This window comes from Cytobacillus spartinae, assembly GCF_042865285.1.
Taxonomy (GTDB): Bacteria; Bacillota; Bacilli; order Bacillales; family Cytobacillaceae; genus Robertmurraya_A; species Robertmurraya_A spartinae.
Map to the genome: position 1 here is coordinate 392975 of NZ_JBIACK010000001.1, position 25613 is coordinate 418587.

General features: G+C 36.9%; 23 protein-coding genes. 4 read left to right on the forward strand and 19 right to left on the reverse strand.

Annotated features, from left to right (window positions below; translation table 11 throughout):
• Positions 1-111 precede the first annotated feature (111 nt).
• Complete coding sequence (locus tag ACFYKX_RS01835; protein ID WP_389357488.1) at positions 112-1632, forward strand: sensor domain-containing diguanylate cyclase; 1521 nt, start codon at positions 112-114, stop codon at positions 1630-1632.
• 359 nt (positions 1633-1991) lie between these two features.
• On the opposite strand, the gene ACFYKX_RS01840 is transcribed toward ACFYKX_RS01835, so the two are convergent.
• On the reverse strand, positions 1992-2261 hold the full coding sequence (locus ACFYKX_RS01840; protein WP_389357490.1) for a DUF1292 domain-containing protein: 270 nt from the start codon (positions 2259-2261) through the stop codon (positions 1992-1994).
• Between the two features lie 252 nt (positions 2262-2513).
• Here ACFYKX_RS01840 and ACFYKX_RS01845 point away from each other — a divergent pair, with 252 nt between their 5' ends.
• The gene (locus ACFYKX_RS01845; protein ID WP_389357492.1) at positions 2514-2945 is read left to right on the forward strand and encodes a universal stress protein; all 432 of its coding nucleotides are present in this window, start codon (positions 2514-2516) and stop codon (positions 2943-2945) included.
• A 112-nt stretch (positions 2946-3057) separates the two neighbouring features.
• On the opposite strand, the gene ACFYKX_RS01850 is transcribed toward ACFYKX_RS01845, so the two are convergent.
• The 15 genes from ACFYKX_RS01850 to ACFYKX_RS01920 all read right to left on the reverse strand — a co-directional run bounded on the left by ACFYKX_RS01850 (position 3058) and on the right by ACFYKX_RS01920 (position 19774).
• Positions 3058-3657 carry a response regulator gene (locus tag ACFYKX_RS01850; protein WP_389357494.1) on the reverse strand — a complete coding sequence of 200 codons (600 nt, stop codon included), beginning with the start codon at positions 3655-3657 and terminating at the stop codon, positions 3058-3060.
• Positions 3654-4790 carry a sensor histidine kinase gene (locus tag ACFYKX_RS01855; protein WP_389357496.1) on the reverse strand — a complete coding sequence of 379 codons (1137 nt, stop codon included), beginning with the start codon at positions 4788-4790 and terminating at the stop codon, positions 3654-3656. The genes ACFYKX_RS01850 and ACFYKX_RS01855 overlap by 4 nt, the downstream gene beginning before the upstream one ends.
• A gap of 181 nt (positions 4791-4971) precedes the next feature.
• Positions 4972-6006: a fatty acid desaturase gene (locus tag ACFYKX_RS01860; protein ID WP_389357498.1), complete on the reverse strand. Its 1035-nt coding sequence runs from the start codon at positions 6004-6006 to the stop codon at positions 4972-4974.
• Between the two features lie 213 nt (positions 6007-6219).
• Positions 6220-7578: an aspartate aminotransferase family protein gene (locus tag ACFYKX_RS01865; protein ID WP_389357500.1), complete on the reverse strand. Its 1359-nt coding sequence runs from the start codon at positions 7576-7578 to the stop codon at positions 6220-6222.
• Between the two features lie 288 nt (positions 7579-7866).
• Positions 7867-9261: an MFS transporter gene (locus tag ACFYKX_RS01870; protein WP_389357502.1), complete on the reverse strand. Its 1395-nt coding sequence runs from the start codon at positions 9259-9261 to the stop codon at positions 7867-7869.
• A 38-nt stretch (positions 9262-9299) separates the two neighbouring features.
• Entirely contained in the window at positions 9300-10442 is a 1143-nt protein-coding gene (locus ACFYKX_RS01875; protein WP_389357504.1) for a cysteine desulfurase family protein, read from the reverse strand.
• Positions 10443-10587: 145 nt separating this feature from the next.
• Positions 10588-12129 (reverse strand): class I adenylate-forming enzyme family protein, encoded by a 1542-nt coding sequence (locus ACFYKX_RS01880; protein WP_389357506.1) that lies wholly within the window; start codon positions 12127-12129, stop codon positions 10588-10590.
• 88 nt (positions 12130-12217) lie between these two features.
• On the reverse strand, positions 12218-13165 hold the full coding sequence (locus ACFYKX_RS01885; RefSeq protein ID WP_389358995.1) for an MBL fold metallo-hydrolase: 948 nt from the start codon (positions 13163-13165) through the stop codon (positions 12218-12220).
• 212 nt (positions 13166-13377) lie between these two features.
• Entirely contained in the window at positions 13378-13968 is a 591-nt protein-coding gene (locus ACFYKX_RS01890; RefSeq protein ID WP_389357508.1) for a polysaccharide deacetylase family protein, read from the reverse strand.
• Positions 13969-14042: 74 nt separating this feature from the next.
• Positions 14043-14810, reverse strand: coding sequence for a phosphonate ABC transporter ATP-binding protein (gene phnC / locus ACFYKX_RS01895; RefSeq protein WP_389358997.1), 768 nt, complete (start codon positions 14808-14810; stop codon positions 14043-14045).
• A gap of 14 nt (positions 14811-14824) precedes the next feature.
• On the reverse strand, positions 14825-15580 hold the full coding sequence (gene phnE / locus ACFYKX_RS01900) for a phosphonate ABC transporter, permease protein PhnE (protein WP_389358999.1): 756 nt from the start codon (positions 15578-15580) through the stop codon (positions 14825-14827).
• 98 nt (positions 15581-15678) lie between these two features.
• Positions 15679-16584: a phosphate/phosphite/phosphonate ABC transporter substrate-binding protein gene (phnD, locus tag ACFYKX_RS01905; protein ID WP_389357510.1), complete on the reverse strand. Its 906-nt coding sequence runs from the start codon at positions 16582-16584 to the stop codon at positions 15679-15681.
• Positions 16581-17507, reverse strand: a complete 927-nt coding sequence (locus tag ACFYKX_RS01910; RefSeq protein ID WP_389357512.1) for an NAD-dependent epimerase/dehydratase family protein — start codon at positions 17505-17507, stop codon at positions 16581-16583. The genes phnD and ACFYKX_RS01910 overlap by 4 nt, the downstream gene beginning before the upstream one ends.
• A gap of 129 nt (positions 17508-17636) precedes the next feature.
• Positions 17637-18686, reverse strand: coding sequence for a selenide, water dikinase SelD (gene selD / locus ACFYKX_RS01915; RefSeq protein ID WP_389357514.1), 1050 nt, complete (start codon positions 18684-18686; stop codon positions 17637-17639).
• 83 nt (positions 18687-18769) lie between these two features.
• Positions 18770-19774, reverse strand: a complete 1005-nt coding sequence (locus tag ACFYKX_RS01920; protein WP_389357516.1) for a glycosyltransferase — start codon at positions 19772-19774, stop codon at positions 18770-18772.
• A 177-nt stretch (positions 19775-19951) separates the two neighbouring features.
• Here ACFYKX_RS01920 and ACFYKX_RS01925 point away from each other — a divergent pair, with 177 nt between their 5' ends.
• Positions 19952-20398 (forward strand): hypothetical protein, encoded by a 447-nt coding sequence (locus tag ACFYKX_RS01925; protein WP_389357518.1) that lies wholly within the window; start codon positions 19952-19954, stop codon positions 20396-20398.
• A 208-nt stretch (positions 20399-20606) separates the two neighbouring features.
• Entirely contained in the window at positions 20607-21335 is a 729-nt protein-coding gene (locus tag ACFYKX_RS01930) for a YheC/YheD family protein (protein WP_389357520.1), read from the forward strand.
• A 39-nt stretch (positions 21336-21374) separates the two neighbouring features.
• Here the strand turns inward: ACFYKX_RS01930 and mnmH are convergent, their stop codons facing one another.
• The 3 genes from mnmH to ACFYKX_RS01945 form a co-directional block, all read right to left on the reverse strand.
• A complete protein-coding gene (mnmH, locus tag ACFYKX_RS01935; RefSeq protein WP_389357522.1) occupies positions 21375-22424 on the reverse strand; it encodes a tRNA 2-selenouridine(34) synthase MnmH in 1050 nt (349 codons plus the stop codon).
• A 275-nt stretch (positions 22425-22699) separates the two neighbouring features.
• A complete protein-coding gene (locus tag ACFYKX_RS01940) occupies positions 22700-23020 on the reverse strand; it encodes a DUF1330 domain-containing protein (RefSeq protein WP_389357524.1) in 321 nt (106 codons plus the stop codon).
• The gene (locus tag ACFYKX_RS01945; protein ID WP_389357526.1) at positions 22992-25280 is read right to left on the reverse strand and encodes a molybdopterin-dependent oxidoreductase; all 2289 of its coding nucleotides are present in this window, start codon (positions 25278-25280) and stop codon (positions 22992-22994) included. The genes ACFYKX_RS01940 and ACFYKX_RS01945 overlap by 29 nt, the downstream gene beginning before the upstream one ends.
• Positions 25281-25613: the final 333 nt, after the last annotated feature.

The following is a 25613-nucleotide window of genomic DNA, read 5'->3' on the forward strand; positions in this document are numbered from 1 at the left end:
TTTGGACACATTTTAATCTAGTGATTTAAATGTATGTTATGGGAATTTATTACTAGTTTAATGGTTTTGTGATAAAATACTTCAAAACAGCATTAGAAGGGTTGACCGTTCTTGAAATTCATTAAAGAGAGTCTTAAACATTTCCTTTCTACTCTCAAGGGTTTTATCGATACCAATAAAGGAACGAATATCCGAGAGTTTAGAGAGCCACATAATCGATATTTACTTAATAGGCTTAATATTGTGTCCATCACTTTAAGTATTCTATACATCTTTTATTTATATGTTGACATTATCATGTTAAAAAATGTGGATAATATATCTTATCGATATATCCTAATATTTTTACATCTTGCTACATTAATGGTCGCATTGATCTACTTGTTTTTATATCGTCGAATTAAGCATAATAGAGACTTATTTAAGACCAATAAACCAACTATTCTCGTTAACTTATACATAATGATGTTTGCCCTAATGGGAGTTGGGGCGTCACTTAATAGTCAGCAGCTTACTGGGAATATAGATGCTTACATCATCATCATCATAGCTATTGCGGTCTTGTTTCCCATTAATCCCCTACATCTACTTGCTATTTATATAACTAATCATAGTTTGTTTTTAATTGGTTTATCCTTTTTTTCTAGAGATGAATTTAGTCTTGTAACAAAGCAAATCAATTCAACAAGTACAGTCATTATTTCCTTTTTTATTTCGGTAGCATTTTATTCGTACAGAAAGAGAGATTTCTATAACGACTTAATGGTTAAAGAGAAAGAAGAGAATTTCAGAAAGTTGTTTGAAATAAATCCTTTTCCGTTAATTTTAACAAGATTAAATACAGGTGAAATCATAAAAGTAAATAAAAGTGCGTTGGAATTTTATAATGTCTCACTTAAAGAGTTAACTTATAAAAAAGCAAAGGATTTTTATAGGACTCCTGATGATCGGCTGACTATCGTCAACGAGTTGCTAGAAACGGGTAAAGTAAAGAATCATATTGTAGAACAAAGGATATCAAATGGTGAGTATAGATGGGTAATTATAAACTATGAGTTGATTGAATACGCGAATGAAAAATGCCTATTAGCTGGAGTAACTGATATTACTGCCTTCAAGAAGATGGAGGCTGAGTTGACTGAACATGCATCGATTGATGCGTTAACAGGTATCCTTAACCGTCGAAGTGGTATTTCTTTGCTTGAAGAAGAAATTGAAAAAGCTAGAAATACAGGTGAAGAGTTCATCCTCTGTTTCATCGATATCAATAATCTTAAAGTAGTAAATGATCAATATGGACATGCTGAAGGGGATCAATTAATCAAAACAGTTTGTAATAAAGTTAAGGAAAACATCCAAGAAGACATCTTCTTCCGATATGGCGGAGACGAATTTATTATTCTATTTAGAAATAAAACATTGGCTTGTGTTGATGACATTTGGGAAACCATTATTGAAAGCCTGTCCTTAAATAGCAGCAACAACTATCCTATTACAATAAGCCACGGTTTATATCAGTTTGGACCTGGCCAAGAAGTTTCGATTGATGAAATGATTCATCTAGCCGACCAAGCCATGTACAAAGAAAAAAGCCTCTTAAAACAAAAGGCTTCTTATGGTCGTTCATCATAACTAATGCAAAAGGAGGAGTTTCACATAACCCCCTCCTTTTTTATTTTGGTTTTTCAAGTTAGGTTGGTGTCTAGCTCCAGCACCTAGCGCCTAGTAAACTTCACCCCATCTGGGAAAAATCATATGATTTTTCCTTCCTTACGATAAGTCAACATCGAACGCTTTCGCTCTCCGTGTTTCCTTTATCTCATGCATAAAAAGTGAGGCGACTGCTCTGCCCCGACAAGCATAAGATAGACTGCGGAGTGGCGGTGTTTGCCACATAGCAGTACAACTTATGACTCGAGGGTCAAGGAGCCACAGCTAGATTAGATGGGCCTCCAGTTTATACGCCGCTGAGCAAGCCGCTTGCGCTTTTCTTATTCTTCTTCGTCCATCATTTCATCAAATGCAGCTGAAACTTTGTCAAATTCCTCATCGGTTTCAATCGCCGAGAAATCACCATCCTCGTCCACCTTTAGGAAAAAGATATCAATGTCCTCTTCTGTGTCTTCTTGTAAATCATCGACAAAGCTGACAGCCACGTAATCTGTTCCATCAAGGTTAAGTGCTGCTAATACTTCAACCTCTTGTTCTTCATTGTTTTCATCGCTAATCGTAAATATTTCTCCAACTTCAATCTTTTCCATATACAGTCCCCTCTCAATGCTACATTCATTCTAAGAATCGCCTTTATTATTATCTCAAAGTTCACTCTGAATAAACATAAATTATTCCAAGGAATTACGTAAACTTGATATTAAGTTTCTACTGTTACTATGTTAATTATGGATATTTTGTTACATAATGTAAAAACTGTACGGTATTTTCCATGTTATATACAGACATGCAAGGGTATAGTTTGTATAATGAAGGTAACCAATGTGAAAGGAAGATTTAACATGGCACAATCACCAGTCCTATTAGTACCAGTAGATGGTTCAGAGGAAGCTAAAAGAGCTTTAAACCACGCATTAACTTTAGCTAAAGAACTAAGTGGATCTATTATGATATTAAATGTACAACCTCATTTTAATACCCCAAACGTTAAACGTTTTTTCAGTGAAGAAGCTGTTCATGACTACCAACAACAGCTTGGAAGAGAAGCGGTTGAAAAGTCTTTAGAAGTTGTAAAAGAAGAAAATATTCAAGTAGAACAAAAAATTGTTATTGGAGTTCCTAGTGACGAAATTTGTAAAGTGGCTAAGGAAATCAACGCCCTAAGTATTATCATGGGTTCAAGAGGTCTAGGCGCTGTTAAAGCAAAATTCCTCGGTAGTGTAAGTTACAGTGTTTTGCATGACGCTCCTTGTCCAGTAACGATAGTGCCTTAAAACCTAGCAATCTAAGAAAATCCCCTTAATCAGAATTGATAAGGGGATTTTCTTATGCTTAGCGGTTCAAATGCTGTCAGCTTTCTACATCATATTTAGGAAGAAATGACCTTCATTTGAACCAACCTTTTTCTTTAGATTGGGTGATAGCTTCAATCCGATTTGTAACTTCTAGTTTATCCAAAATAGTTGATATATAGTTTCGAACAGTGCCAGTCTTAATACTTAACTCTTCAGCAATTTCCTTCGTGTTTTTACCATCCGCTACAAGCTCAAGAACTTCTTTTTCCCGGTCTGTAAGAGGATTTTCATCAGCGAACATATCGTCCATCAACTCTGGTGCAAAAATCCGTTGCCCTTCCATCACACTGCGAATAGAACTTGCTAATTCTTCGCTTGGACTATCCTTTAACAAATACCCTCTCACCCCAGCTTTTAATGCTCTTTGGAAGTAGCCTGTACGAGCAAAAGTCGTTAAAATAATAATCTTACACCCAAAGCCTCTAAGCTCTTCAGCGGCTTCCAAACCTGTCTTTAGAGGCATTTCAATGTCCATGATAAGAATATCTGGGTTAAATTTTTGCACGAGAGAAATAGCTTCTTCTCCATTCGAAGCTTTGCCTACTACCTCCATATCTTCTTCTAAGCTAAGGAGTGACCCTAGAGCACCTAACATCATTCGTTGATCCTCGGCAATCACGATTTTGATCACTGCAATTCCTCCTTCTCTGATTGACTTACACCATTTGGAACTCTTATTTCAATCGTAGTGCCATGGTTTGATAGGATTTCAAGACTACCATTCACAAATTCCAAACGTTCCTTAATCCCTAAAAGGCCGCTTCCTCTTCCAAAATCTTTTTCTTTTACGATACCAATACCATTATCTTGTAAGGTGATGCAAATCTCATTTTGGGTTTGGTTTATATCTAATTGACAAGTGGTGGCTTTACTATGTTTAACAACATTTGTTACAGCTTCCTTAACGCACATACTTAATATATTTTCGAGAAAAAGAGATACATTTTTAACTTTTAAATCTTTGTCATATATAAATTCAATTTGTGCCGCATTTAAAAGCTGGTTCACTAGAACAATTTCTTCTTTGAGTCGTATTCCACGCATCTGTGAGACCATTTTTCGAACTTCTTTCAAAGCTGTTCTAGCCGTTTGCTGAACATCCTCTAACTCACTTTTGGCTTGCTCAGGGTCTTTATATACTAATTTACGTGCTAGGTCACTTTTAAGTCCGATTAATGATAGCTTTTGTCCTAACGTGTCGTGTAAATCTCGGGCAATTCTCTGTCTTTCTTCTTGTTTGACCAAATCAGCAATCCTCTTATTGGCATCCTCTAACTGTTCCTCGAGTTGTCCTTGTTTCTTTTTATTATAGAGGTTGAATGGTAAAAGAATGACACTAATCCAGATAATAATGATAAAAGGTAATTGCTCTAAAAATAATTCCTTTTGTAGGACGATATTATAATTAATTGAAATGGTTGTTGCGACTAAATGGATAATATATAAGGTCAAAAAAGCAATTCGATTTTGGATATTCCCATTGTAGTAAGCAATGTAAAAGGCAAAATAGACAAATTGAAAAAGGATCGTCATTGTAATTGAAATGCTTATTAGAACACACGTCCACAAATATACTGGCCATTTCTTTGATATAAACGCAAATCGAAAAGCTATGAAAAAAAAGATTGTAAGGATAATCCCTATTATAATTTCAATTGTGGAAGACGATTGAAATATAAAATAAAATGGCAATATACTAAAAACACTCCACATATATGGAGAAATACCGGAAAAACGTTGTAGTAACTTTTCTTTTTTCTGCATGATTAAACCTCTTTTTTATAGCTCTCTTCTAATGTCTTCCATGTTATCTTAACACAGTACGTAAAAGTTAAAAAATTTATATCTCCTAAAAGTCTTCAAAAAAAGCCGCTCCAATTGCATGGAACGACTTACTTTCTTGTCAAAGAAAAGAATGGTTTGTTTAGTAAAGCAATCCCTATTTTTATACTTCTGTTAAGGTTGTTCTCTTTTTTACCTGTTCTGCAGAGATTCGTTTAAGATCTTTAAATCCAATAAAGTTTTTTTGTTCCTCGTCCCATAGTCTGAACTTAATGGATTCTATACTTGTCTTCAGCGTGATCGTCGGAACATTTTGTAATGGTTCTGTGTTTTTATGTGCTTCCTCTAATTTATAGTTCGGAACCCTAGGGCTTAAATGGTGTACATGGTGATAACCAATATTACCTGTTAACCATTGTAAAAGCTTTGGAAGTTTATAGAATGAACTTCCCTCCACTGCTGCCTTCACATACTCCCAATGTTCGTCTTCTTCAAAGTATGAGTCTTCAAATGTGTGTTGTACATAGAATAACCAGATTCCTGCTGAACCAGAAATCATGAAGATTGTCCCTTGTACTAGTAGAAACGATTGCCATCCAAGAGTTGTACCTAATAAAATCACTAATCCTACAATAGCGAAATTCGTAAAGTACGTATTTAAACGCTCATTTAACCTAGCTTCTTTTCTGTTAAATCGATTAACAATTAAAAACATGTAGATTGGACCTAGAACAAACATAACAAACGGATTTCGATATAAACGGTATTTAATTTTTGTAGCGGTAGATGCTGCTAAGTACTCTTCTACTGTAAGCATCCAGATATCCCCTGTTCCTCGCTTGTCTAAGTTAGAGCTAGTTGCGTGATGAACAGAGTGATCATGTTGCCATTGGTTGTATGGGAACAATGTAATAATTCCAGTGATCGTACCAAGAATTTTGTTTGCCGTACGGTTCTTAAAGAAAGAAAAGTGGCAGCAATCATGAAAAATAATGAACGTACGAACTAAAAACCCTGCCGCCAAAATTGAAAACGGTAGTGACAGTAGATATGAAACCGAGAGACTTTGATAAGCTAAAATCCATAAGACAATAAATGGTACAAGGGTATTTATAAGTTGCCATATGCTAGCCATTGTGTTGGACTTTTCATAAGGTGAAACTTGTTTTCGCAAATTTCTTTGTTTTTCTTTGTTCATAATGGTTGCTTCCCTTCTTCTTTTGGTAATTTAATCATATAGGAGAGGTTAGAAACGCGGTAGACATACGTGTCATACATGACACATGATAAATGTCATATAGGGTCCTGAAAAACTCTATGAAAGTATGTGTCATCAGTTTTAAAATTAAACACATTTTTTATGAAAATATAACAAAAAAGAGATTCCCCTTAAGGAATCTCATCAAACACTTTACTTCACTAAATTATTTAACGAATCAACAAGTGTATGAACAACAAAGTCTAAGTCTTCTACCTCTATATTTAATGGTGGAGACAGGGCTAAAACATTATTGAAGCCCGCGACTGTAGCTCCATTTTTGCCAATTAGTACTCCTTTATCCTTACAATGTACAACCACTTGATTTACTAAGCTTGGTTCCAATGGTTCTTTACTAGCCTGATCTTTTACCAGTTCAATCCCTATTAACAACCCTTTCCCTCTAACATCTCCTACATAGGGATGGTTTTGCAATAAGGTAGTTAGTTTATTTAGGACTCGGTCCCCTAAATCTCTGGATCGATCAAATAAATTTTCCTTTTCCATTAGTTCAAGATTCTTTAATGCTAGAGCACAGGCTGCTGGACTTCCGCCAAATGTGTTAATATGTCGTAAATAGTCGTATTCACCTTCACCTTTAAAGGCTTCATAGATTTCTTTGCGAACGGCTGTTGCAGCTAGTGGTAAGTAACCGCTAGTTATCCCTTTTGCCATCGTGATGATGTCTGGCTTAACCCCATAATTCATGAATCCGAATGGTTTTCCTAGTCGGCCAAATCCACAAATCACTTCGTCCACAATTAGAAGAGCTCCATGTTTTTCACAAACGTCTTTGACCGCTTGCATATACCCATCATGAGGAACTAGAATTCCTCCACCTGAGATAATAGGTTCCATAATCATCGCTGCAATGGTTTCACTTAGCTCCCATGTCATGACGCGGTCTACTTCTTTTACAGAGGAAAGCTCACTTGGATCAGAAACATGGATGTCGTCACGGTAGGAGTCCGGAGGTGAAACGTGAATAAATCCGTGAGCTAGTGGTTCATATTTATATTTACGTTGGGCTTGACCTGTAGCAGCTAGTGATCCCGTCGTGTTTCCATGGTAGCCCCTGTACCTTGAAATAATTTTAAAACGATGGTGTTCCCCTTTTTGCTCATGGTACTGACGAGCAATTTTAAAGGATGTTTCATTTGCTTCTGAACCACTATTGGAGAAAAAGATAACGTATTCATCATTAAGCCATTCATTTAATTTCTCTGCAAGCTTGATAGCTGGTTCATGAGTTTGGGTTAAAGGGAAATAAGGCATTTCTAGTAGCTGGTGATAAGCAGCTTCAGCTAACTCCTTTCTTCCATAACCAACATTTACACACCATAATCCTGCCATAGCATCTAAATACCGACTGCCATTAGCGTCTGTTACCCATGACCCGTTTGCTTTTGAAGCAACAATCGTTGAGTTCGGACTAAATGGACGCATAGAGTGCCAAACATACTTCTCATCTTGGCTTAGCAAGGTTTCCTCGGAGTGTCTTTTATTGGTCATTGTAAATACCTCCTCATTGTATTAAACCTACATATATGAATAAATAAATCATAGCTACTGTTATGGTTTTACGTTCAAAGTAAAATAAAAGATGTTGTACCAGTTACCATTGCTGTAATCTTTGGAATGGAGAACTCTTCCTTTTTACGCCTTCAAAGCCTCCTTCAAAGCTACTAACCTACTATTCTAGGGGGGGCTTTTGAAGATATAAAAATGATAGCAATTGATATCATTTTTATATCAATATGATATAGAGTTATTTCTGTTATTGAATGAAACATTTTCTTTTTAGAAAGCATCGCTATTTTTATTTATACGTACGGTTTTGCGATAGTAGAAATAAAATACAAAAATCGTTAGACCGATAAGTAATGTAAGTCCGAAATAAATATTTTTATAGACTATAGGCAAAGTTAGGCCTTCCTGAATGTTTAGTCCTAGCCCAGTAATGGTAACACCAAAAGCTCCTCCGAAAAATTGGGTTAACTGAGCCATTCCCATTCCAGATCCAATATCGTCCTTTGGCAGTATCCTTGTAACCTCATTTGATATACTTGAGGTAAGTGCAGAAAAACCTATGCTCATAAACATATAAGTGAACAAGATAAAGTATGTAGACAAAGTTGATAAGAAGGCAAAGGCAAGTGTGGAAATGAAAAGGAATAATTGAGCCGTAATGATGACACGACCATTTCCGAGACGATCAATTTGAGAGCCAATGTAAGGTGCTGTAATTGCGGATAAAATTGCACCAGGAAAAATGATTAAACCTACTTCAGCAGGTTCCTTCTGGTAAACATCTGTAAGAATAATAGGCATTAAAAACAAAGCGGAAAAGTGTGTAATGAACGCTGTCATTCCGATAAAAAGGAGCTTTATATATTGTGAATTCTTAAGTAATTGAGGTTGTAAAAAAGGTTGCTCCCTTTTATGAATATGCAACCAAGTAACGGCTATGATGAGCACACTTGAAAATAACATGGTAAAACTAAATGTTGAAAGAAAAAGCAAGAGACTCGTTACACTACATGCAGTGAGGATGAGCCCCAAAAGGTCGAAGTTAATATTTTTGATTTCTTCTTGTGGTAAAAGTTTTTTGAAAAATGGTGTTGAAAATAGGACGAATCCTGTAACCGTGAATAAATAGTTCCATCCTAAATACTGAGTAATCGCTCCACCAATCACTGGTCCTATTCCAAAACCAAGTGAAGCAGCAGAAGCGATAAGTGCCATAGCTTTTCCTCTTCTTGAAAGAGGAATATAACGACCTGCCAAAACCATCGCTAGCCCTGGAACAGCTCCAGCTCCTACAGCCTGAAGAATCCGTGCAGATAACAACAAATAAAATGAATTAGAAAAAAAACCAACAATCGACGCTATTCCGAGAATCATAAGTCCAGTTAAAAGTAGTCTTGCAATAGGGATATAATCAGACAATCGGCTAAAAGCCAACGTCGAAATGGCAAAAACAATCGAATATCCTGAAACAATCCATGATGCTGTAACGGATGTTAAAGAAAGTTCTGCAAGAATGGTTGGCAGTGCCACATTGAACATTGTCGTGTTCATCACGACCAACCATACAGTAAAGCTCCAGAGAAGCAAGATTTTACGTTCTTGGATAGGCTCTTCTTTTATACTAGACGTGGGAATTGATAAGGTTGGTATGGGTACCACCTCCATTCAATTTTATTAGTACCAATCTTCAACTTTTGGGATGGTTAGGACTTGAAACTACCATTCCTATTTAATACCTTTTTAATTAGACGAATTGATTCATCTATCTCTTCCTTAGTTGTGTATTTTCCTAAACTGAATCTGACAGCTCCTTTGCCAATGTCTTCCGTTATCCCCATTGCTTTTAAGACTGGAGATAAATGGACAATTCCCGAATGGCATGCAGAACCAGTCGACGCAGCTATTTGTGGGATAGCCGATAGGATGTCTTGGCCAATTCTATTTTCAAAATTAATATTTAATGTATTCGTTAAACGCTCTCTTTCATGCCCGTTTAACGAAACGTTCTCACCGAAATACTGTTTGAGTTCTGTCCAAAAATAATCACGTAAATCCTTAATCTTTTCATTATATGTAATATTTTCAGCTGCAAGCTCGCACGCTTTTCCTAATCCTACCACTAACAATACATTTTCCGTTCCTGCTCTTCTACCATCTTCGTGGCCTGCTCCGTGGATGAGAGGTTCAATTTTAATACCATCTCTAATATATAAAGCCCCCACTCCTTTTGGAGCATATAGTTTATGACCTGCGATGGTTAAAAAATCAACGTTTAAATCTTTTACATCAAGCGCTAGCTTACCAACTGATTGAGCCGCATCAGTGTGAAAAAGAATATCATGTTTTTTAGCTATTTTTCCAATCTCTTTAAGTGGCTGTAAGGTTCCTACCTCGTTATTTGCATGCATAACAGAAATCAATATCGTTTTCGAAGTGATTGCTTCTTCAATCTCTTTAGGATTGACCCGTCCAAACGAATCAACACCAACGTAAGTGATGTTTGCTCCAATAGACTCCAGATATTTGCATACATTTAAAATGGCAGGATGTTCTACAGCTGTCGTAATAATATGGTTTCCTTTTTCTCTTAAGCGATAGAAAGTACTTTTAAGGACATGGTTATTAGATTCGCTCCCTCCGCTTGTAAATATAATTTCTGAGGGACTGCAATGAATTAAGCTAGCTACTTGAAGTCTAGCCTCTTCGACTGCTCTTTTTGCAGTAGTTGATGCAAAGTGTAGAGCTGAAGGATTCCCATAATGATTTTCCAAGAATGGCATCATTGCTTGTTTTACTTCAGGTGCAATCGGTGTACTAGCATTATAGTCTAAGTAAATATGTGTCATATAAAATACTCCTTTTTCATCGTAATGTAGTTAGTTATAAATACATTACCTTATAACGGTTGTTATTTCACCCATAATGGCTTAATAGGAAATATAAAGTTTAAAAAAGTTACCTTATTGAAAAGGTAACTTGTAACCCACTTGTTTATTCTTCTTTACTTGTTGTGGAGAAAAGGTCAGCTACTGTTTTTCGAAGATGTGTTTTTAAGATTTTTCCAACCCCATTTCGAGGAAGAGATTCTAGGAAAACAATCTTTTTCGGTGTTTTATTTTTCGCTAGATGTTGCTGACAATATTGGATGAGTTCAACCTCCGAAACCAAGGAATCTGGCTTTTTAACTACACATGCTACCATCTCTTCACCCATTCGTTCATCTGGAACTCCAATAACGGAAGCTTCCTGCACTTGATTATGAGCATTTAAAAGCTCCTCTACGTCCCGTGGGTATAAATTGAAACCACCTCTTATAATTAGGTCTTTTTTTCGGTCCACGATATAAAGAAAGCCGTCTTCATCAACTTTTGCCATATCACCGGTATACAGCCAATTGTTCCTAAGGACTTTGTTCGTCTCCTTTTCATTTTGGAAGTAGCCTGGAGTTACACTATCACCTCGTACAATGAGTTCGCCGACTTCACCTACTGGCAGTTCTTGATCATGTTCATCAACAATTTTAATCTCTACTCCTGGTAAAGGAACTCCAACGGAACCAGGTTTAATCGTTTTATTTCTAATATGAGCCGTTACCACTGGGGCTGCTTCAGAAAGTCCATACCCCTCTAAAACATCGCATTTAAATTTCTGTTGAAACGCATGCAATAATGACACAGGCAATGGTGCCGAACCTGAGCCTACCCATTCCAGGCATGAAAGGTCATACTGATCCGCATTAGGAAAAGAGTACATCGCATAAATCATAGCAGGTACAGCTGAAAAGCCTTTGACCTGGTATCTCTCAATTGCTGCAAATACTTCCTTTGGGTCAAACTTCGCAAAAACTACAATGGAACTCCCGGTTAAGTAGCATGTATTCGAAATCGTAAGTCCGTAAACATGTGCTAAAGGCAATACTCCAATGGTATTTCCTTGCTCTGTTTCATTATGCTTGGCGGAGCTTGCAGCATTCGTTACAAGATTTTTATGGGTTAACAAGACACCTTTCGGATTACCTGTTGTACCAGATGTGTAAAGGATAACGGCAATATCGTCTTCACTCACTTCATTTTCAGCGTGCTCAAGAGGAGGAACTTCTTTTTTCATCACATCATAAAAATTGTAAGCCCTTTCATTTGTAGGCATATCTGTTGTGATAAGAAGTGGCTTTTCTTCCAGAGCATCTATTGCTTTTTCTACATTTCCAATTACATATGAAGATGTTATAATTGCTTTTGCTCCAGAGTTAAGGGCGATGTAGTGAATTTCTTTTGGATGAAGCATAAACATGATGGGAACAATGATAGCACCAGCTCTAGTAATTCCTTGATAAGCAAATAAAACTTCAGGACAGTTCGGCATACAAACGATTACTCGGTCTCCCTTTTTAATACCTAAATGCTTCAACCCATTTGCAAGTTGATTGGAATACTTTCTCGTTTCAATATTCGTGAATTGTTTTCCGTAGTAATAGATAAACGGGTACTCACCAAACTTCTCTATATTCGTTTCTAGTACATCTTTAAGCTTCATTAAACCCTCTCCTTATATGAAGTTAAACTATGAAACAAGGAACTAGAAGTAGCAATATAACGTATTTATCTACTCATCACCTGCCTTATTATTTTGTTAATCTATAAAAATTAATACCTAGCTGCTCCCGACATGCTACCTTTTGCTGTGTCTCCATTAGATCTAAATGACCTTGGATTTGTGATAGACCAAGGAAAATGGCTCTTCCTTTTAGTTGTGGGTAGAGCTTTTGGCAAATCTCAAATATACTCTTTTCTCCAGTTGATAAAATGTTTGTTATGTATTCACAACGTTTTTCTTGTTCTGAAAACTTCTTATCAATGAAATAAGTATGATTTACAAACGGTTTACCATGTCCAGGATACATCTGCTTTAATGGTAGTTCTCTAACTTTTTGCAAGGATTTTCGATATTGGAGAAGTGGTTTTGGTCTATCGAGACCTTCACGGATTGGAGGTTCTATGAAAGCGTTGACGGACAGTTCCGCCATTAAATGGTCTCCTGCTAGGGTGTCTCCTGTTTCTGGATCCCATAGTAATAAATCAGTCTGGCTATGACCGGGAACATATTCAACTTTGAATGGCTTTCCTCCTAAGGGGACGGTATCACCATCTTTTAGGTAATGTACATCTTGCCACGGTCCTTGTAGAAATTTATCTCTACTCTGGTGTTTTAAAGGGTTGGCTCCACACAGCTTAACAAAGTCATCAAAAAAGTCTTCTATACGTTTTTTTTCTTTCTTTACATTCGTTATGAGGGGTTTTGCCAGTTGATGCACATAGACTGGAACTCGAATTTCTTGTTGAATTAAGTCCATACCTCCTGAATGGTCGGTATGCATGTGAGTTAAAACAATATGGTCTAGGTCAGACAACTTCAAATCTAGTTTGCTAAGTTGGAAGATTAATTGTTCGAAGGATTTTTTGCCAGGGTTTCCTGTGTCAACAAGTGTAACGGTTTTCCCAATGATCACATAGGCATTGACATATCCAGAAGCAAATGGCGTTTCAATAGGGAGAGGAATGATTTTAGTGATATGCCTCTACCTCCTTTGTTTGAAAACTCTTTTTAGAGTATTTTGAATAGGTGATTGTTATACGGATTCCATGAATCGTTTAGAATACAGCCTTGTTAAAAATTATATTTCACTATCCCCATAATATGTAAAAAGTTCTACAACTAAAGTGAAATCCCTTCTAAATAGAGAACAAAAAAATGGAGGGGGAAAACCCCTCCATGAACACTAGTCTATAGCAAAGAAAATTCAAAACCTCTGCTCCTAATCTCCCTAATTAACTCTTTTAACACCTCTAATGTTTGCGGGAGTTCGTGTAAAAGTATGATTGCACCATCTTCTAGGTGTTCAACTACATTTGTAATGATTCTATTAGGATCTTGTTTAAGTTCCCAGTCCATAGACGCAATTTTCCACATGACTGGAGTTAAGTGTAGTTTTTCGGCAGCTAAAAGTGTATCTTGGTTATACTGACCGAATGGTGGACGAAAATATTTCACTTCAATCCCAGTAACATCCTCTAATTTTAATATGCTGCTATACAAATCTTGAAATTGATCATTGAACGAAAGTTTTACTAAATTACGATGCTTGCATGAATGAGTGCCAATTAGATGCCCTTCTTCTAAAACCCTTGTCCAAGGTCTTTTTGAATATAGCAATCGAGTTTGCCAAAAGAAAACAGCTCGAACCTTCTCCTCTCTTAGTACATCAAGGATTTCTGGAAGAACTCTACTTGGTCCGTCATCAAAGGTTAAGACGACCGATTTTGCTTTCTTTGGTTCTATCGATGTGATTACACCTATATCTTTAGAGTCGTACACGACCCTTGAACTGTCTACTACTCATGGACTTTTCATTTTATTAGCTCCTAAACTTAGAAGAGGATTGTTTTACTTTAAACGAATTCATAATCGGGCTCATAATGGGTTGCTTCGTAGGTCTCTTCGTATTCTTTATTAGAAAAATATTCAGGCTTCCCGTCAAAAATGACTTCTCCATCTTTAAATGCAATGACTCTAGTTGCGTATCTTTTTGCAAGTGTAACGTCATGAACATTAATCACCGTTAACAAATTATGGCGGTTATGCATTTCTTTTAATAGTGTAAAAATGCGGTTGGATGTTCCCGGATCTAAGCTTGCTACCGGTTCGTCCCCGAGTAACACACGAGGATTTTGAACAAGTGCACGAGCAATTCCAACTCGTTGTTTTTGTCCTCCACTTAAGTGTTCTACACGGCGATTCATAAAGTCCTTCAGTCCAACCTCGTCTATCATTTGCTTTGCTTGATTCAATTCTTCCTCTGAAAACCACCCTATTAAATTCTTTAAAGAACTACGATACCCAAACATGCCACTAAGGACATTTTGCAAAACAGAAAGACGGGGAACAAGATTAAAGTGCTGAAAAATCATGCCCATTTCTCTTCTGATTTTCCGTAACTGTTCCTCATTTCGATTTGAAAGTGTTTGTCCATCCCAAATGACTTCCCCGCTAGTTGGCAATTGAAGACCATTTAGGCAACGGATAAACGTGGATTTACCCGCCCCGCTTTTGCCTAAAACACAAATAAAGTCACCTTGGTCAAAGGTAAGATTAATGGATGATAATGCATTGTGATGGGACCCAGGATAACGAACAACTAAATTATTGACTTCCAACATCATCTTTCCCCACCTTAAATTACTTTTTTTCTAACATAGCTTCCTAGAAAGTCAACCATGATGACAATAATCATAATAATTAACACATCTAGGGAAACGGAAGTATATTGGAAGGTTTTAAAATCGTTAAAGAGCCTTTGCCCAATTCCCCCACCACCGATAAAACCAAGGATTAAAGAGGTACGAATAGCAACTTCAAAACGATAGAAAAAGTTCGATAAAACATTTGGCCATATTTGTGGAAGGATGCTAAATAACGAAGCAAACCAGCTTTTAGCCCCAACCGCTTTCATCGCTTCCTGCGGTCCAGGGTCGGATGCCTCAATAAGCTCTGATATTAGTTTTCCTAGGACTCCAACATTATGAAACATAATCGCAAGCACAGCAGGGAATGGTCCAAGTCCTAGAGCTGTTAATAGGATTAAACCAAAGACGATCTCTGGGATCGAACGAACAAAACTTAGAACCACTCTTAAAACATGAAAAATGATTGATGATGGAGCCGTATTCCTAGCTGCCATAAAGCTTAGTGGTAAAGCAAAAATAAGGCCTAGGAAACTACCTAGAAAGGCCATCGCAAGTGTTTCCATGCTGTCCATCAGCATCAATGGAAGTGCTGTGAAATCCATAGGAAACCAATGCGATAAAAAATCAATCATGTTTCGAAAATCTCTAAATTTGGATAAATCGAATTCTGTTAGCTTCATGCTAATGTAAAGCAAGATCGCTAATACCAAAAAGGTAAGAAGACTTCTTCTTTTGAACCACACAGTCAATCAGCCCATTCTTATTCTTAAACTCTTCTCAACGGATTTACCATTGAGAAGAGTGGTTTTGTTTACTGCAATTAAGGTGATTATTAAGTTAATTACTCCTCAATAATTCCTTCCTTCAATGCTGCCTGCCTGATGCTCTCATAATCCTCGTCACTTGCTTCAATAAATGCTGAGGCACCAAACGCATCAAGAATTTCTTGATCTTTAATATCCAAAAACGCTGTCTGTAGTGTTTTTACTGTTATATCGTCTGTATCTTTGTGAACAGCCCAAGGATATTGGAACAGTTCCTCTGATTGCCAGATGGTTTTAAGTTGACTTCCATCTACTTTACCTGATTCTACTAACTGGTTATATATCGCGCTATCTACAGCACCAGCTGTTACTTGCTTGTTTTGAACGGCTAGTGAAGTGGCATCGTGAGACCCTGTGTACCTTACAGATTTGAAGCTATGGTCGTCTTCACTCTTGTAAGCTCCTCTATCTTTTAATTCAATGGAGGGAATCAATGAACCCGATGTTGAGTTAGGGTCACCAAAAGCAAAATCTACATCCTGTGAATTTTTCAGTAATTCTTCTATACTGTTGTATGGTTGGTCCTTGTGCGTAATGATGTAGGAGTAATAAAAGGGCTCGCCATCTATTAATTGTGTGATAATGGCTTTTGCCCCGCTTTTATGGTGTGCAACCACATAAGTTAAAGGTCCGAAATAAGCCATATCAATTTTATTGTAGTTCATTGCTTCAACTACTCCGTTATAGTCTGGGTAGACTTCAACAGTAACTTCACGGTCTAATTTTTCAGATAGGAGAGATTGAAGCTTATCCATTGCCCCTTCCATCGCCCCTTCTGTTTGGGCAGGAATGACACCGATTGTGAAGGTTTCTGTTTTATTTTCATTGGTGTTGTTTGAATTCTGATCTTCTGTATTTCCACAAGCAGTTAAGATTGTTAGTAGCATAACAAATCCAAATGCCATAAATGTCCATTTTTTCATTGGTGCACCTCTTTAGTAGTAGATGATAGATTGAACTGAATTATTGTTTCTATTAATCCCTCGTCTAGGGAATACTTGGTTTGCCAGTTGAGTTCTTTCAACGCCTTTTCATTATTTAAGTAACTATGTAAGATTTCTCCTGCACGAAAATGCATATATTCAGGTTTCATATAAGTACCTAAAATATTATTTAACTTTCGAACCAGCGTATTTAATTGAATGCCATGATTTGTCCCAATATTATAGATGCTATTATTCCCTTCCTGAATCGCTGCAATGTTTGCGCAAGCCACATCTTTAACATAAATAAAATCTCTTGTCTGATTCCCATCTCCAAAGATAATTGGTCGCTTATTAGCCATTATTTGTTTGATAAAGATGGAAATAACGTCATTATCCTTTGTTCTTTTCAAATCATGACCGTAAACATTAGCATACCTTAGAATTGAAAAGTTAAAGCCAAATTGCTCTGAATACAGAGAAACGTACTGCTCCCCAGTGAGTTTTGATAATCCATAAAAGGAAACAGGATTTGTTTCATGGCTTTCATTGATCCCTAAAAATTTCGGCTCTCCATAAACAGCTGCAGATGAAGCATAAATTATTTTTTTTACGCCGAATTTTCTGCAACTTTCCAATACATTAATGGTGCCTACTATATTTGTGGATGCATCTATCAGAGGGTTTTTAACAGACTGGTTTACGTCGATTTGTGCTGCTAAATGAATCACATAATCCGGTTTTTCTTTCGCAAAAATATCCTCCAAGTTCTCTTTGATGTTCATGGGGTAATAGGATATAGGTGCTTTTTTGAAAGGATTTTTTTGCTTATCAATAACGGCCACCTTGTATTTTTGCTGGAGTAATTGAGCTACTACATGTTTTCCGATGAAGCCTGCCCCACCTGTAACAAGCACTTTCATGTGCATGATTCCTTTCATTTTTGAAAATTCTTTGGTGTTTAATGATAAAGTCTAATTTCTTAGAATGTTAAAAGGACTCGAAACTTGAGTCCTAATCCTTTTTCCATTAATAAATCCTAGAAATATACCCTATACCACTTTAATTTTTCCAGCATTATCACTTGTTACTTCACCAATAATAGCTGATGATACATTTTTAGTTTGCAGTGCAAGCTGTAAAGCTTCGGCTTCAGACTTCGGTAAAGAAATTAACAAACCACCTGATGTAATAGCGTCACATAAAATAAACTGTTCAACTTCATCGATCGTTGAAGCATATTCAATTCGATCTCCAAGCCACTTGTGATTTTTTTTAGAACCACCAGGGATAATATTTTGTTCAGCTAACTCTCTAGTTCTCGGTAAAACAGGCACGGCCTTGCTGTTGATCGTTATTCCAACTTTGCTACCCTCAGCAATTTCAAGAGTATGACCAAGTAAACCAAAACCAGTTACATCTGTACAAGCATTTACATTAAAGTCTTCCATAGCATCAGCCGCGTCTTTGTTTAATGTAGCCATTAAATTCATTACATTATCTAATTCTTCTTGGTTAAGTAAATCTCTTTTGATTGCTGTTGTTAAGATACCGACCCCGATTGGTTTCGTTAAAATAAGACAGTCGCCTGGTTTTGCGCCAGCATTTGTTCTAATTCGATCAGGGTGAACCGTACCTGTAACGGATAATCCAAATTTAGGCTCTTGATCATCGATTGAATGCCCACCTACTAATACTGCACCAGACTCAGTCACCTTGTCGGATGCACCTGCTAATATAGAAGCTAAAATGGATTTATCTAATTTACTAATCGGAAATCCTACTATGTTCATCACTGTAATCGGTTTTCCACCCATCGCGTATACATCACTTAGTGCGTTCGCTGCAGCTATTTGACCAAACATATAAGGATCATCAACAATCGGAGTAAAATAATCTAACGTTTGAACTAAAGCTGTATCTTCGTTAATTTTGTATACACCTGCATCATCAGATGTATCTAAACCTACAAGTAAATTAGGATCGGGAACAGACTTTGGTAAATGACGCAGAACCTGCGCCAGGTCTTCAGGACCAATTTTGCATCCTCAGCCACCTTTTGTTGATAAAGAAGTTAATTTGATGATTTCTTCTTTTGACATTTCTCTCTCTCCTTATCATGAAATTGTCCATATTTGGACGAATAATTTTTTATAAAATTAAGGATAATGGCTACTAACTTGAATCATTTCTGATTCCTAAATACAAATTCATACATCTTTAAAATAGACTCAACTTCAAATTTTCCAGAATGGTAGGAGTCAATGTATGATTGTGCTGATTGGCCAAGTTTTATCCTCATTTCGTTATTATTCACTAGATTCTCAGCATAATCAAGAAATTCGTGTTGGCTTCGGTATACTAGACCCGTCTGATTATGATGAACGATATTTCGGTTTCCTTGATTATCAGAGACTAACACAGGAAGTCCGTGTCCCATTGCCTCGAGAATCGCGGAAGATTGCCCTTCAGAAATAGATGTATTTAATAAAGCATCTGTTTGAGAATATATAGTACCCATATCTACATGAGGGATGGATCCTAGATAAGTTACCCACTCATTGTTTTCTTCTACCAGGTATGAAATGTGTCGACCTTCCTCTTCTTCAATGACCGGGCCGACTATACAAAGACGGATATGAGGTTGTTTCTCATGTAATAGTCTAAGCATATTGATGGCAAACGAAACATTTTTCACTTTTCTAATTCCAGCCGGAAGAACAAATAAGAAGGTTCCTTTCTCCTTTTGAAAAGCCAATTGAGATGGAGGAAACGCAACGATACCTTGAGGAATAGTGAATAATTTTGGTTCTGTTGATGGTATTTCTTTAACAAGTACTTGCCGAGCTTCCTCATCAAACACATGAATGGCAGAAGCTTCAGTAAGAGAAAGGATTACATGTTCTCGTTTGTCTTCGTTAAATAAATCATGATTTAGATCTGTACCCGTAATAGTCACCACATACGGATGAATGTCATGGTTTAATCTTTCCTTAAACTTAAAAAATCGATAGGCATGAAATCCATGAACTAGATCTGCTTTCGGTAGAGAGGTAATGGTGCTATCTTCGGTCATCGAGATTATTTCAGTTGTATGTCCAGATTGCTTTAGCCCATCAGCGATTCGTTGGACCGTCACCGTATTTCCACGGGGTTGGTGGAAATTAGGAGTTGCTAATACTATGTTCATTGTGTTCATCCTTTGTATGTAGAATCATGAATGGTAAAATCCTTCTATTTAAACAGTTTGCATCAATTATTACGAAAATATATCGTTTTGTCACACATCATGCTCAGAACATAATTGAAATAATTAATTCACATGCTAATCCTACTAATAGAGAAAAATAAATATGGAGGTTAAAAAATGGCAGAACTAAAGTATTTACAAATTGATGACAACCTTGAAAGCTATTACATCACGCTGTGTGACATTTATTTCTACCATGTCTCACAGAGCAGCTCTGAAGATGAGAAAACCAAAACAGCTGGAACGATTGACCAAATCTCTAGTCTTATTTTTCATGCAATAACTGTAGGGGGAACAACGATTAGAGAGATGGATAATGAAAAATATGAGAAAGAATATAAGCGCTTTTACAACGATATCATGTCAGCCATTAAAGAGTGCTCTGAAAATGACGTCGTCTTTGACAGCTTTTTAGAAATCATTGATGAAATCGTTGGTGCTGCCTTAAAACTAGCATCAGCTTTTGAGAAATTAGGAAAAATAAAAGAAGAGAATCAAGAGGCTACAGACATTGAGACTGAAGAAAAAGAAGATGAAGAAGAAGTAGTTGAAGAAGAAATTTAGCGTATTCAAACTGATATATTCCGCTACATATATTCCCCCGTTTCCTTCTTAAGTTCTTATAAAAGTTATGTATATAGAACCCTACCAATATCTTTTACCATTTATCTCGTGGGACAATAGATTATTTTTTACATATATGTCAATGGTACAGGCACTTCTCAAAACCTATCATATATTAAAAAGGAATAATCTATGAGGATGATTAAATATGGAAAAACTGAAGGATAAGTTTTATAAAAATGAAAAGCTTAAAGAAAACCCAGAACTTAGTCAGTATATTCCAGAAACTTATACCTACTCAGAAGAAGACCTCAGAAAAATGTTAACGAAATATATGGAGATTATTATAAAACCAAAGCATGGTGCCAAAGGAATAGGCATCACAAAAATCAGTAAGGTACGTGAAGACGAATACAAAGTTCAGATAAAAGATCATAAATTTATCATTAATGGGATTGATTCTCTTTGCCAATATTTTGAGGAAAAACTTCAGGAAAAGAAACATTCGTATATTGTTCAATATTGTATTCCCCTAGCAAAAGTGGATGGAAAGATTTTTGACATACGTTATATTGTACAACGTAAAAGAAGTTCGAATGAATGGGTTGTCACTGCCATGCAAGCTAAGAGAGCACTAGTAGATAGGTTTGTTACTAATTTAAAGATGGGTGGACGACATTATACAGTAGAACAAGCGTTTGAAGGGTCTGGAATTGAAAACGTTGAAGAGGTCAAAAGGAATATTGAGAGGGTTCTCCTTTTAGCTTCTGAATGGTTAGGAGAAGAATTTAAAGGCCACAGAATCTGGGGATTCGATATCGGGGTTGATGAGTTTGGTGCAATATTTATTATTGAGGTGAATTCCCACCCCGGTCTAAAGAGCTTTAGGTGGAGAAATTATCGGCATATGTATCGTGTTATTCAGGAGTATAGGTAGGAAAAAAATGCCTGACGGTTTCAGGCATTTTTATTTGTTTTATGATCTTAACGTTGAAGACTGTGAAATTAGAATCTGTTCAATGGTATGAACTGCCTCGTCAATATTTTTTGCTGTAATGTTGATTCTTTGGTGTTCTGGGTAGGCTCGAGTTGTGTACACATACTTTGGGTCGTAATAGTATTCCAGTAAAAGTTCTATGGCTGTTTCGTAATTGTATGAAAGAATGCTGCTTTCAATTTCATGAGCAATGGGAGTATGAATGTGTTTTTTTATTTTCTTAAAGGCATTTAAACAATCCTCATGAAAATTCCAAGGGCGATACTCTTCTAGGATATGACGAACCCTTTCTTCAAAGGGCAATTCAATAAAAAGATGAGTTCCTTGTTCTTTTTTTTCCATAACAAAATCCGGTATAATGATCTTTCCAATCCGCTTACTTTCTGCTTCAAATAATATATATGGTGACGATTGTAATTGAATGATTTCTTGAACAAGTAGAGATTCAAACATTTTTTGATTATTTGGTTTTAAACCGATTTGACCAAATATCGAGCCTCGATGATTCGCAATCCCTTCTATATCGAGGGTAGAATGCCCCTTTTCTTTTAGACGTCTTAGGATGGTTGTCTTCCCTATCCCTGTGCAGCCATTTAGGATATAAGCTTTTGGAGAAATCTTCAATGCTTCAAGATGTTCCATGACCCACTGCCGGTAGGCTTTGACTCCCCCATGTAATCGAAATGATTGTATGCCCATTAGTTCAAGGACGGTAGCTGAAGTTTTACTGCGCATTCCTCCCCGCCAACAAAAGATGACTTTTTCCCCATCGATTTCTTTGAACTGCTTAATAAAATTAGGAAGTTTCGCTGATACAATCTCTAGTCCGCGTTCTTTTGCAGCGTCTACACTTACTTGTTTGTACAGTGTTCCAACTTCTGCTCGTTCCTCATCATTAAACAGCGGAATATTTAAGCTTCCTGGGATGGTCATATCCTCGTACTCCGATGGTGAGCGGACATCAATCAATACAAGATTTTCCTTGTCATGGAAATTCAATAGGTCTTCAATCATGATATCCTTAAACAACGCAAATCAACCTTTCTACTAGATGCATATCGTGCATTATTTTATAACAACTAGCTTACCGTGAGTATCTGCTCCTGTAAACAATCATATTTTAGTATTTTTTCCGAATGTGGTTAATAGTTGAGTTCATAAGTTGTTTTAAAGTATATACCTGTCTGTTCATTCTATATACAAGTCTTTAATGTTTAATTATTCATTCGTACAGTTTTATTTCACCTTTAATAATCTGTGCTTCTATAAAAAACAACGGTTAGATCCCTAACCGTTGTCGTGTTTTATGATTTTAAAACTGGCCTTAAGTCCTCTAGTTTCTCAAATAGGTGCCATACAAAGTTGTCTAATCCTTTCTCTCGATATTGATGATACTCTTCCATTTCTGGGTCGCTTAAGAAGGCTGATATTGATTTTTTTGATTCCCACTCTACAAGCAGCAATACCTGTCTTGGATCGATGTCTCCTACTGGACTTGAATCAAGATTTCCAACTGCCACTACTTTCCCACCATGTCTGGCTAAAGCTTTGTCAGCCTCTTTTGAGTAAGTTGCATAGCTTTGCTTATCCTTTAAATTAAATAGATTCAATGCGTATACTGCCATCTACATTCTCTCCCTCTGTTTCATTTGTTTTTTGTATCGTAACAGGTATTCCGTTAAACACAGCATTCCCTGAAACTTCATCTACCACTTGTTCATCAGAAAGTAGATTGGTATTTTTGCCCTCGTGTTTACTTGCTACCGATAGTCGTGTATCAGAAAAGTGATGTCCCCAGCCATGTGGCAAACTAATTACCCCTTGTTTAATTTCTTCATTTAATACTACTGGAACTACGAGGCTACCTACACGAGAAGTAATCTTTACGTAATCACCAGTTTCAATTCCCTCATTCACTGCGTCCAACGGATGAAGGTAAAGAACGCATCGCTCTTTGCCTTTTATAAGCACAGGTAAGTTATGCATCCAGGAGTTATTGGAGCGTAAATCACGCCTGCCTATCAAGACAAGTTGGTTCGAATCTTCTGAAACAATTTTAGCTTTGAGCCGCTCAACATCTTTCACTAGTGGTGTTGGAGCAAGCTCAATTTTTTTAGTGGAAGTGAGTAATACTTCTGGAATTCTAGGCTCTAGAGCACCGAGGTCAATTCCATGTTCATGCTCCATTAGTCTGGATAGTGTTAAACCATTTTCCACTTTTCCGAAATGATCACCGTACGGACCTACCCGAATGAGAAAATCAAGCATTCTCTCGGGGCCTCGGTGTACCTGTAATTCTTTTAATATATCTTTTTCACTACGCTCAAAAATTCGTGATTGCTTATTTTGTGTTTCAGATTGAACAAGCTTCATGACTGAATAATCATCTAATGCCTTAACGGGATCGTTTCCTAACTCTTGCCCACTTACAATCTCAGTCAAATGAAGGAGAATCTCCCATTCGTCTAGCTGATCATTAGGAAGCTTAAACACTTGCTTGGAATAATGAGCGATGTTTCGAACGGATAAATGATAAAAAGACAAATCATAATGGGAACGCTCCAGTGGTGAAGGTACAGGCAAAATCACATTTGCATGTCTAGTAGTTTCGTTTAAATAACAATCTACACTGACAAAGAAATCTAATTTATCAAACGCCTGTTGTAAGCGGTTACCATTCGGGGAAGATAGAATCGGATTTCCGGCTATTGTAATAAAAGCTTTAAGTGTATCAGATCCCTCGATTTCATCCGCCATACACGAAGTTGGAAGCTCACCTAATACCTCTGGCAATCCCCGAACTTCACCTGAAAATCGTCCAAACCGGTATGTTTCTTTTTTTCTTGGAGTTTTACCAATATTACGACCGCCAGCTGCAGGTTTCGGAAAAAGAACTCCACCTTTTCGATCCAAGTTTCCTGTTAATATATTTAAAAGATCAATCAACCAGCTATTCATCGTTCCAAACTCTTGTGTACATGTTCCCATGCGTCCGTAGACTGCAGCTGAAGGAGCATGAGCTAAATCTCTTGCTAGCTTCCTTATAGCCGATGCATGGATTCCACATTTGTTTTGGACGACCTCAGGTGTAAATGGTTTTGCAAGTTTTTCTATCACATCAAGCCCATGTATATATTCTTGTAGGTGTCTTGAGTTGACGAGGCCTTCTTCAAATAGGGTATGTATTAAACCAAACAGGAAAAATGCATCCGTCCCTGGATGAATAGAATAATAGTCATTAGCAGCATGGGCGGTAGCGGTTTTTACCGGATCAATAACAATGAATTTTCCACCTCTTTTTCTGAGTTGTTGAAGTCGATGCTTCATATCCGGAGCTGTCATCATACTCCCATTAGAAACATAGGGATTTGCTCCAATTATCATAAAATAATCAGTATGGTCAATATCCGCGATTGGAACACTAAAGTCACTTCCATACATCATTTCAGATACTAGTTGTTTTGGGATTTGGTCCAACGTACTCGCTGAAAATCGATAACGGCTTCCTAATGCTCGTAAAAAAATGGGAACGTACAACAAACCTGCTAAATTATGAACATTTGGATTTCCTAGATAAACTCCGACTCCATCACGCCCGTACTTTGTTAAGACCTTTTGTAATCCCGCCCTAACTTCTTCAAACGCTTCATCCCAGGAGACCTCATTCCATTCATCGCCTTTACGAATCATTGGTTTTCGGATTCGATCAGGATCGTCATGTAATTCTTTCAAACTGAACCCCTTTGGGCATATATGACCCTTACTAAATGGATCAAGTTTGTCACCACGAATTGATACCACTTCATCCCCACGAGTTTGTATTTCAAGCCCGCATGTTGCCTCACAAAGCGGACACGTCCGAAAATGTGTTTTCAGTTCGGTCAATGGATTTTCCTCCCTCCGTATATACCAACCGGTTAGTATAAATTTACAGGAATTCTCAATAATTTTCAAGTCTATTTAGAATAGTCTGTAAATTAAAATTGTTACTTCAATCCATAAAATGATATTTTTGTGATTTCAAAACTCCCTTCAATCCTTATACCTAAAATGTATATAAAACCTAAGAGGAAATTTACCTACATTACTTGAGGAATTTTGTCAGAAGAATAGTTAATCTCACTTATTGTATTAAATTTTTGAATTTTCAATAATTACAATAAGGTCTGTCTAAGGGTTAGGCTGTAAAGTTTTGAAAACAAATCAAATGAGGTGAGG

Coding starts and splice junctions, on each gene's coding strand:
- ACFYKX_RS01840 (WP_389357490.1), bottom strand. CDS start 2,261: ATGGAAAAGATTGAAGTTGGAGAAATATTTACGATTAGCGATGAAAAC.
- ACFYKX_RS01845 (WP_389357492.1), top strand. CDS start 2,514: ATGGCACAATCACCAGTCCTATTAGTACCAGTAGATGGTTCAGAGGAA.
- ACFYKX_RS01855 (WP_389357496.1), bottom strand. CDS start 4,790: ATGCAGAAAAAAGAAAAGTTACTACAACGTTTTTCCGGTATTTCTCCA.
- ACFYKX_RS01860 (WP_389357498.1), bottom strand. CDS start 6,006: ATGAACAAAGAAAAACAAAGAAATTTGCGAAAACAAGTTTCACCTTAT.
- ACFYKX_RS01865 (WP_389357500.1), bottom strand. CDS start 7,578: ATGACCAATAAAAGACACTCCGAGGAAACCTTGCTAAGCCAAGATGAG.
- ACFYKX_RS01870 (WP_389357502.1), bottom strand. CDS start 9,261: ATGGAGGTGGTACCCATACCAACCTTATCAATTCCCACGTCTAGTATA.
- ACFYKX_RS01875 (WP_389357504.1), bottom strand. CDS start 10,442: ATGACACATATTTACTTAGACTATAATGCTAGTACACCGATTGCACCT.
- ACFYKX_RS01880 (WP_389357506.1), bottom strand. CDS start 12,129: ATGAAGCTTAAAGATGTACTAGAAACGAATATAGAGAAGTTTGGTGAG.
- phnC (WP_389358997.1), bottom strand. CDS start 14,810: ATGTTGGAAGTCAATAATTTAGTTGTTCGTTATCCTGGGTCCCATCAC.
- phnD (WP_389357510.1), bottom strand. CDS start 16,584: ATGAAAAAATGGACATTTATGGCATTTGGATTTGTTATGCTACTAACA.
- ACFYKX_RS01910 (WP_389357512.1), bottom strand. CDS start 17,507: ATGAAAGTGCTTGTTACAGGTGGGGCAGGCTTCATCGGAAAACATGTA.
- ACFYKX_RS01920 (WP_389357516.1), bottom strand. CDS start 19,774: ATGAACATAGTATTAGCAACTCCTAATTTCCACCAACCCCGTGGAAAT.
- ACFYKX_RS01925 (WP_389357518.1), top strand. CDS start 19,952: ATGGCAGAACTAAAGTATTTACAAATTGATGACAACCTTGAAAGCTAT.
- ACFYKX_RS01930 (WP_389357520.1), top strand. CDS start 20,607: ATGGAAAAACTGAAGGATAAGTTTTATAAAAATGAAAAGCTTAAAGAA.
- ACFYKX_RS01940 (WP_389357524.1), bottom strand. CDS start 23,020: ATGGCAGTATACGCATTGAATCTATTTAATTTAAAGGATAAGCAAAGC.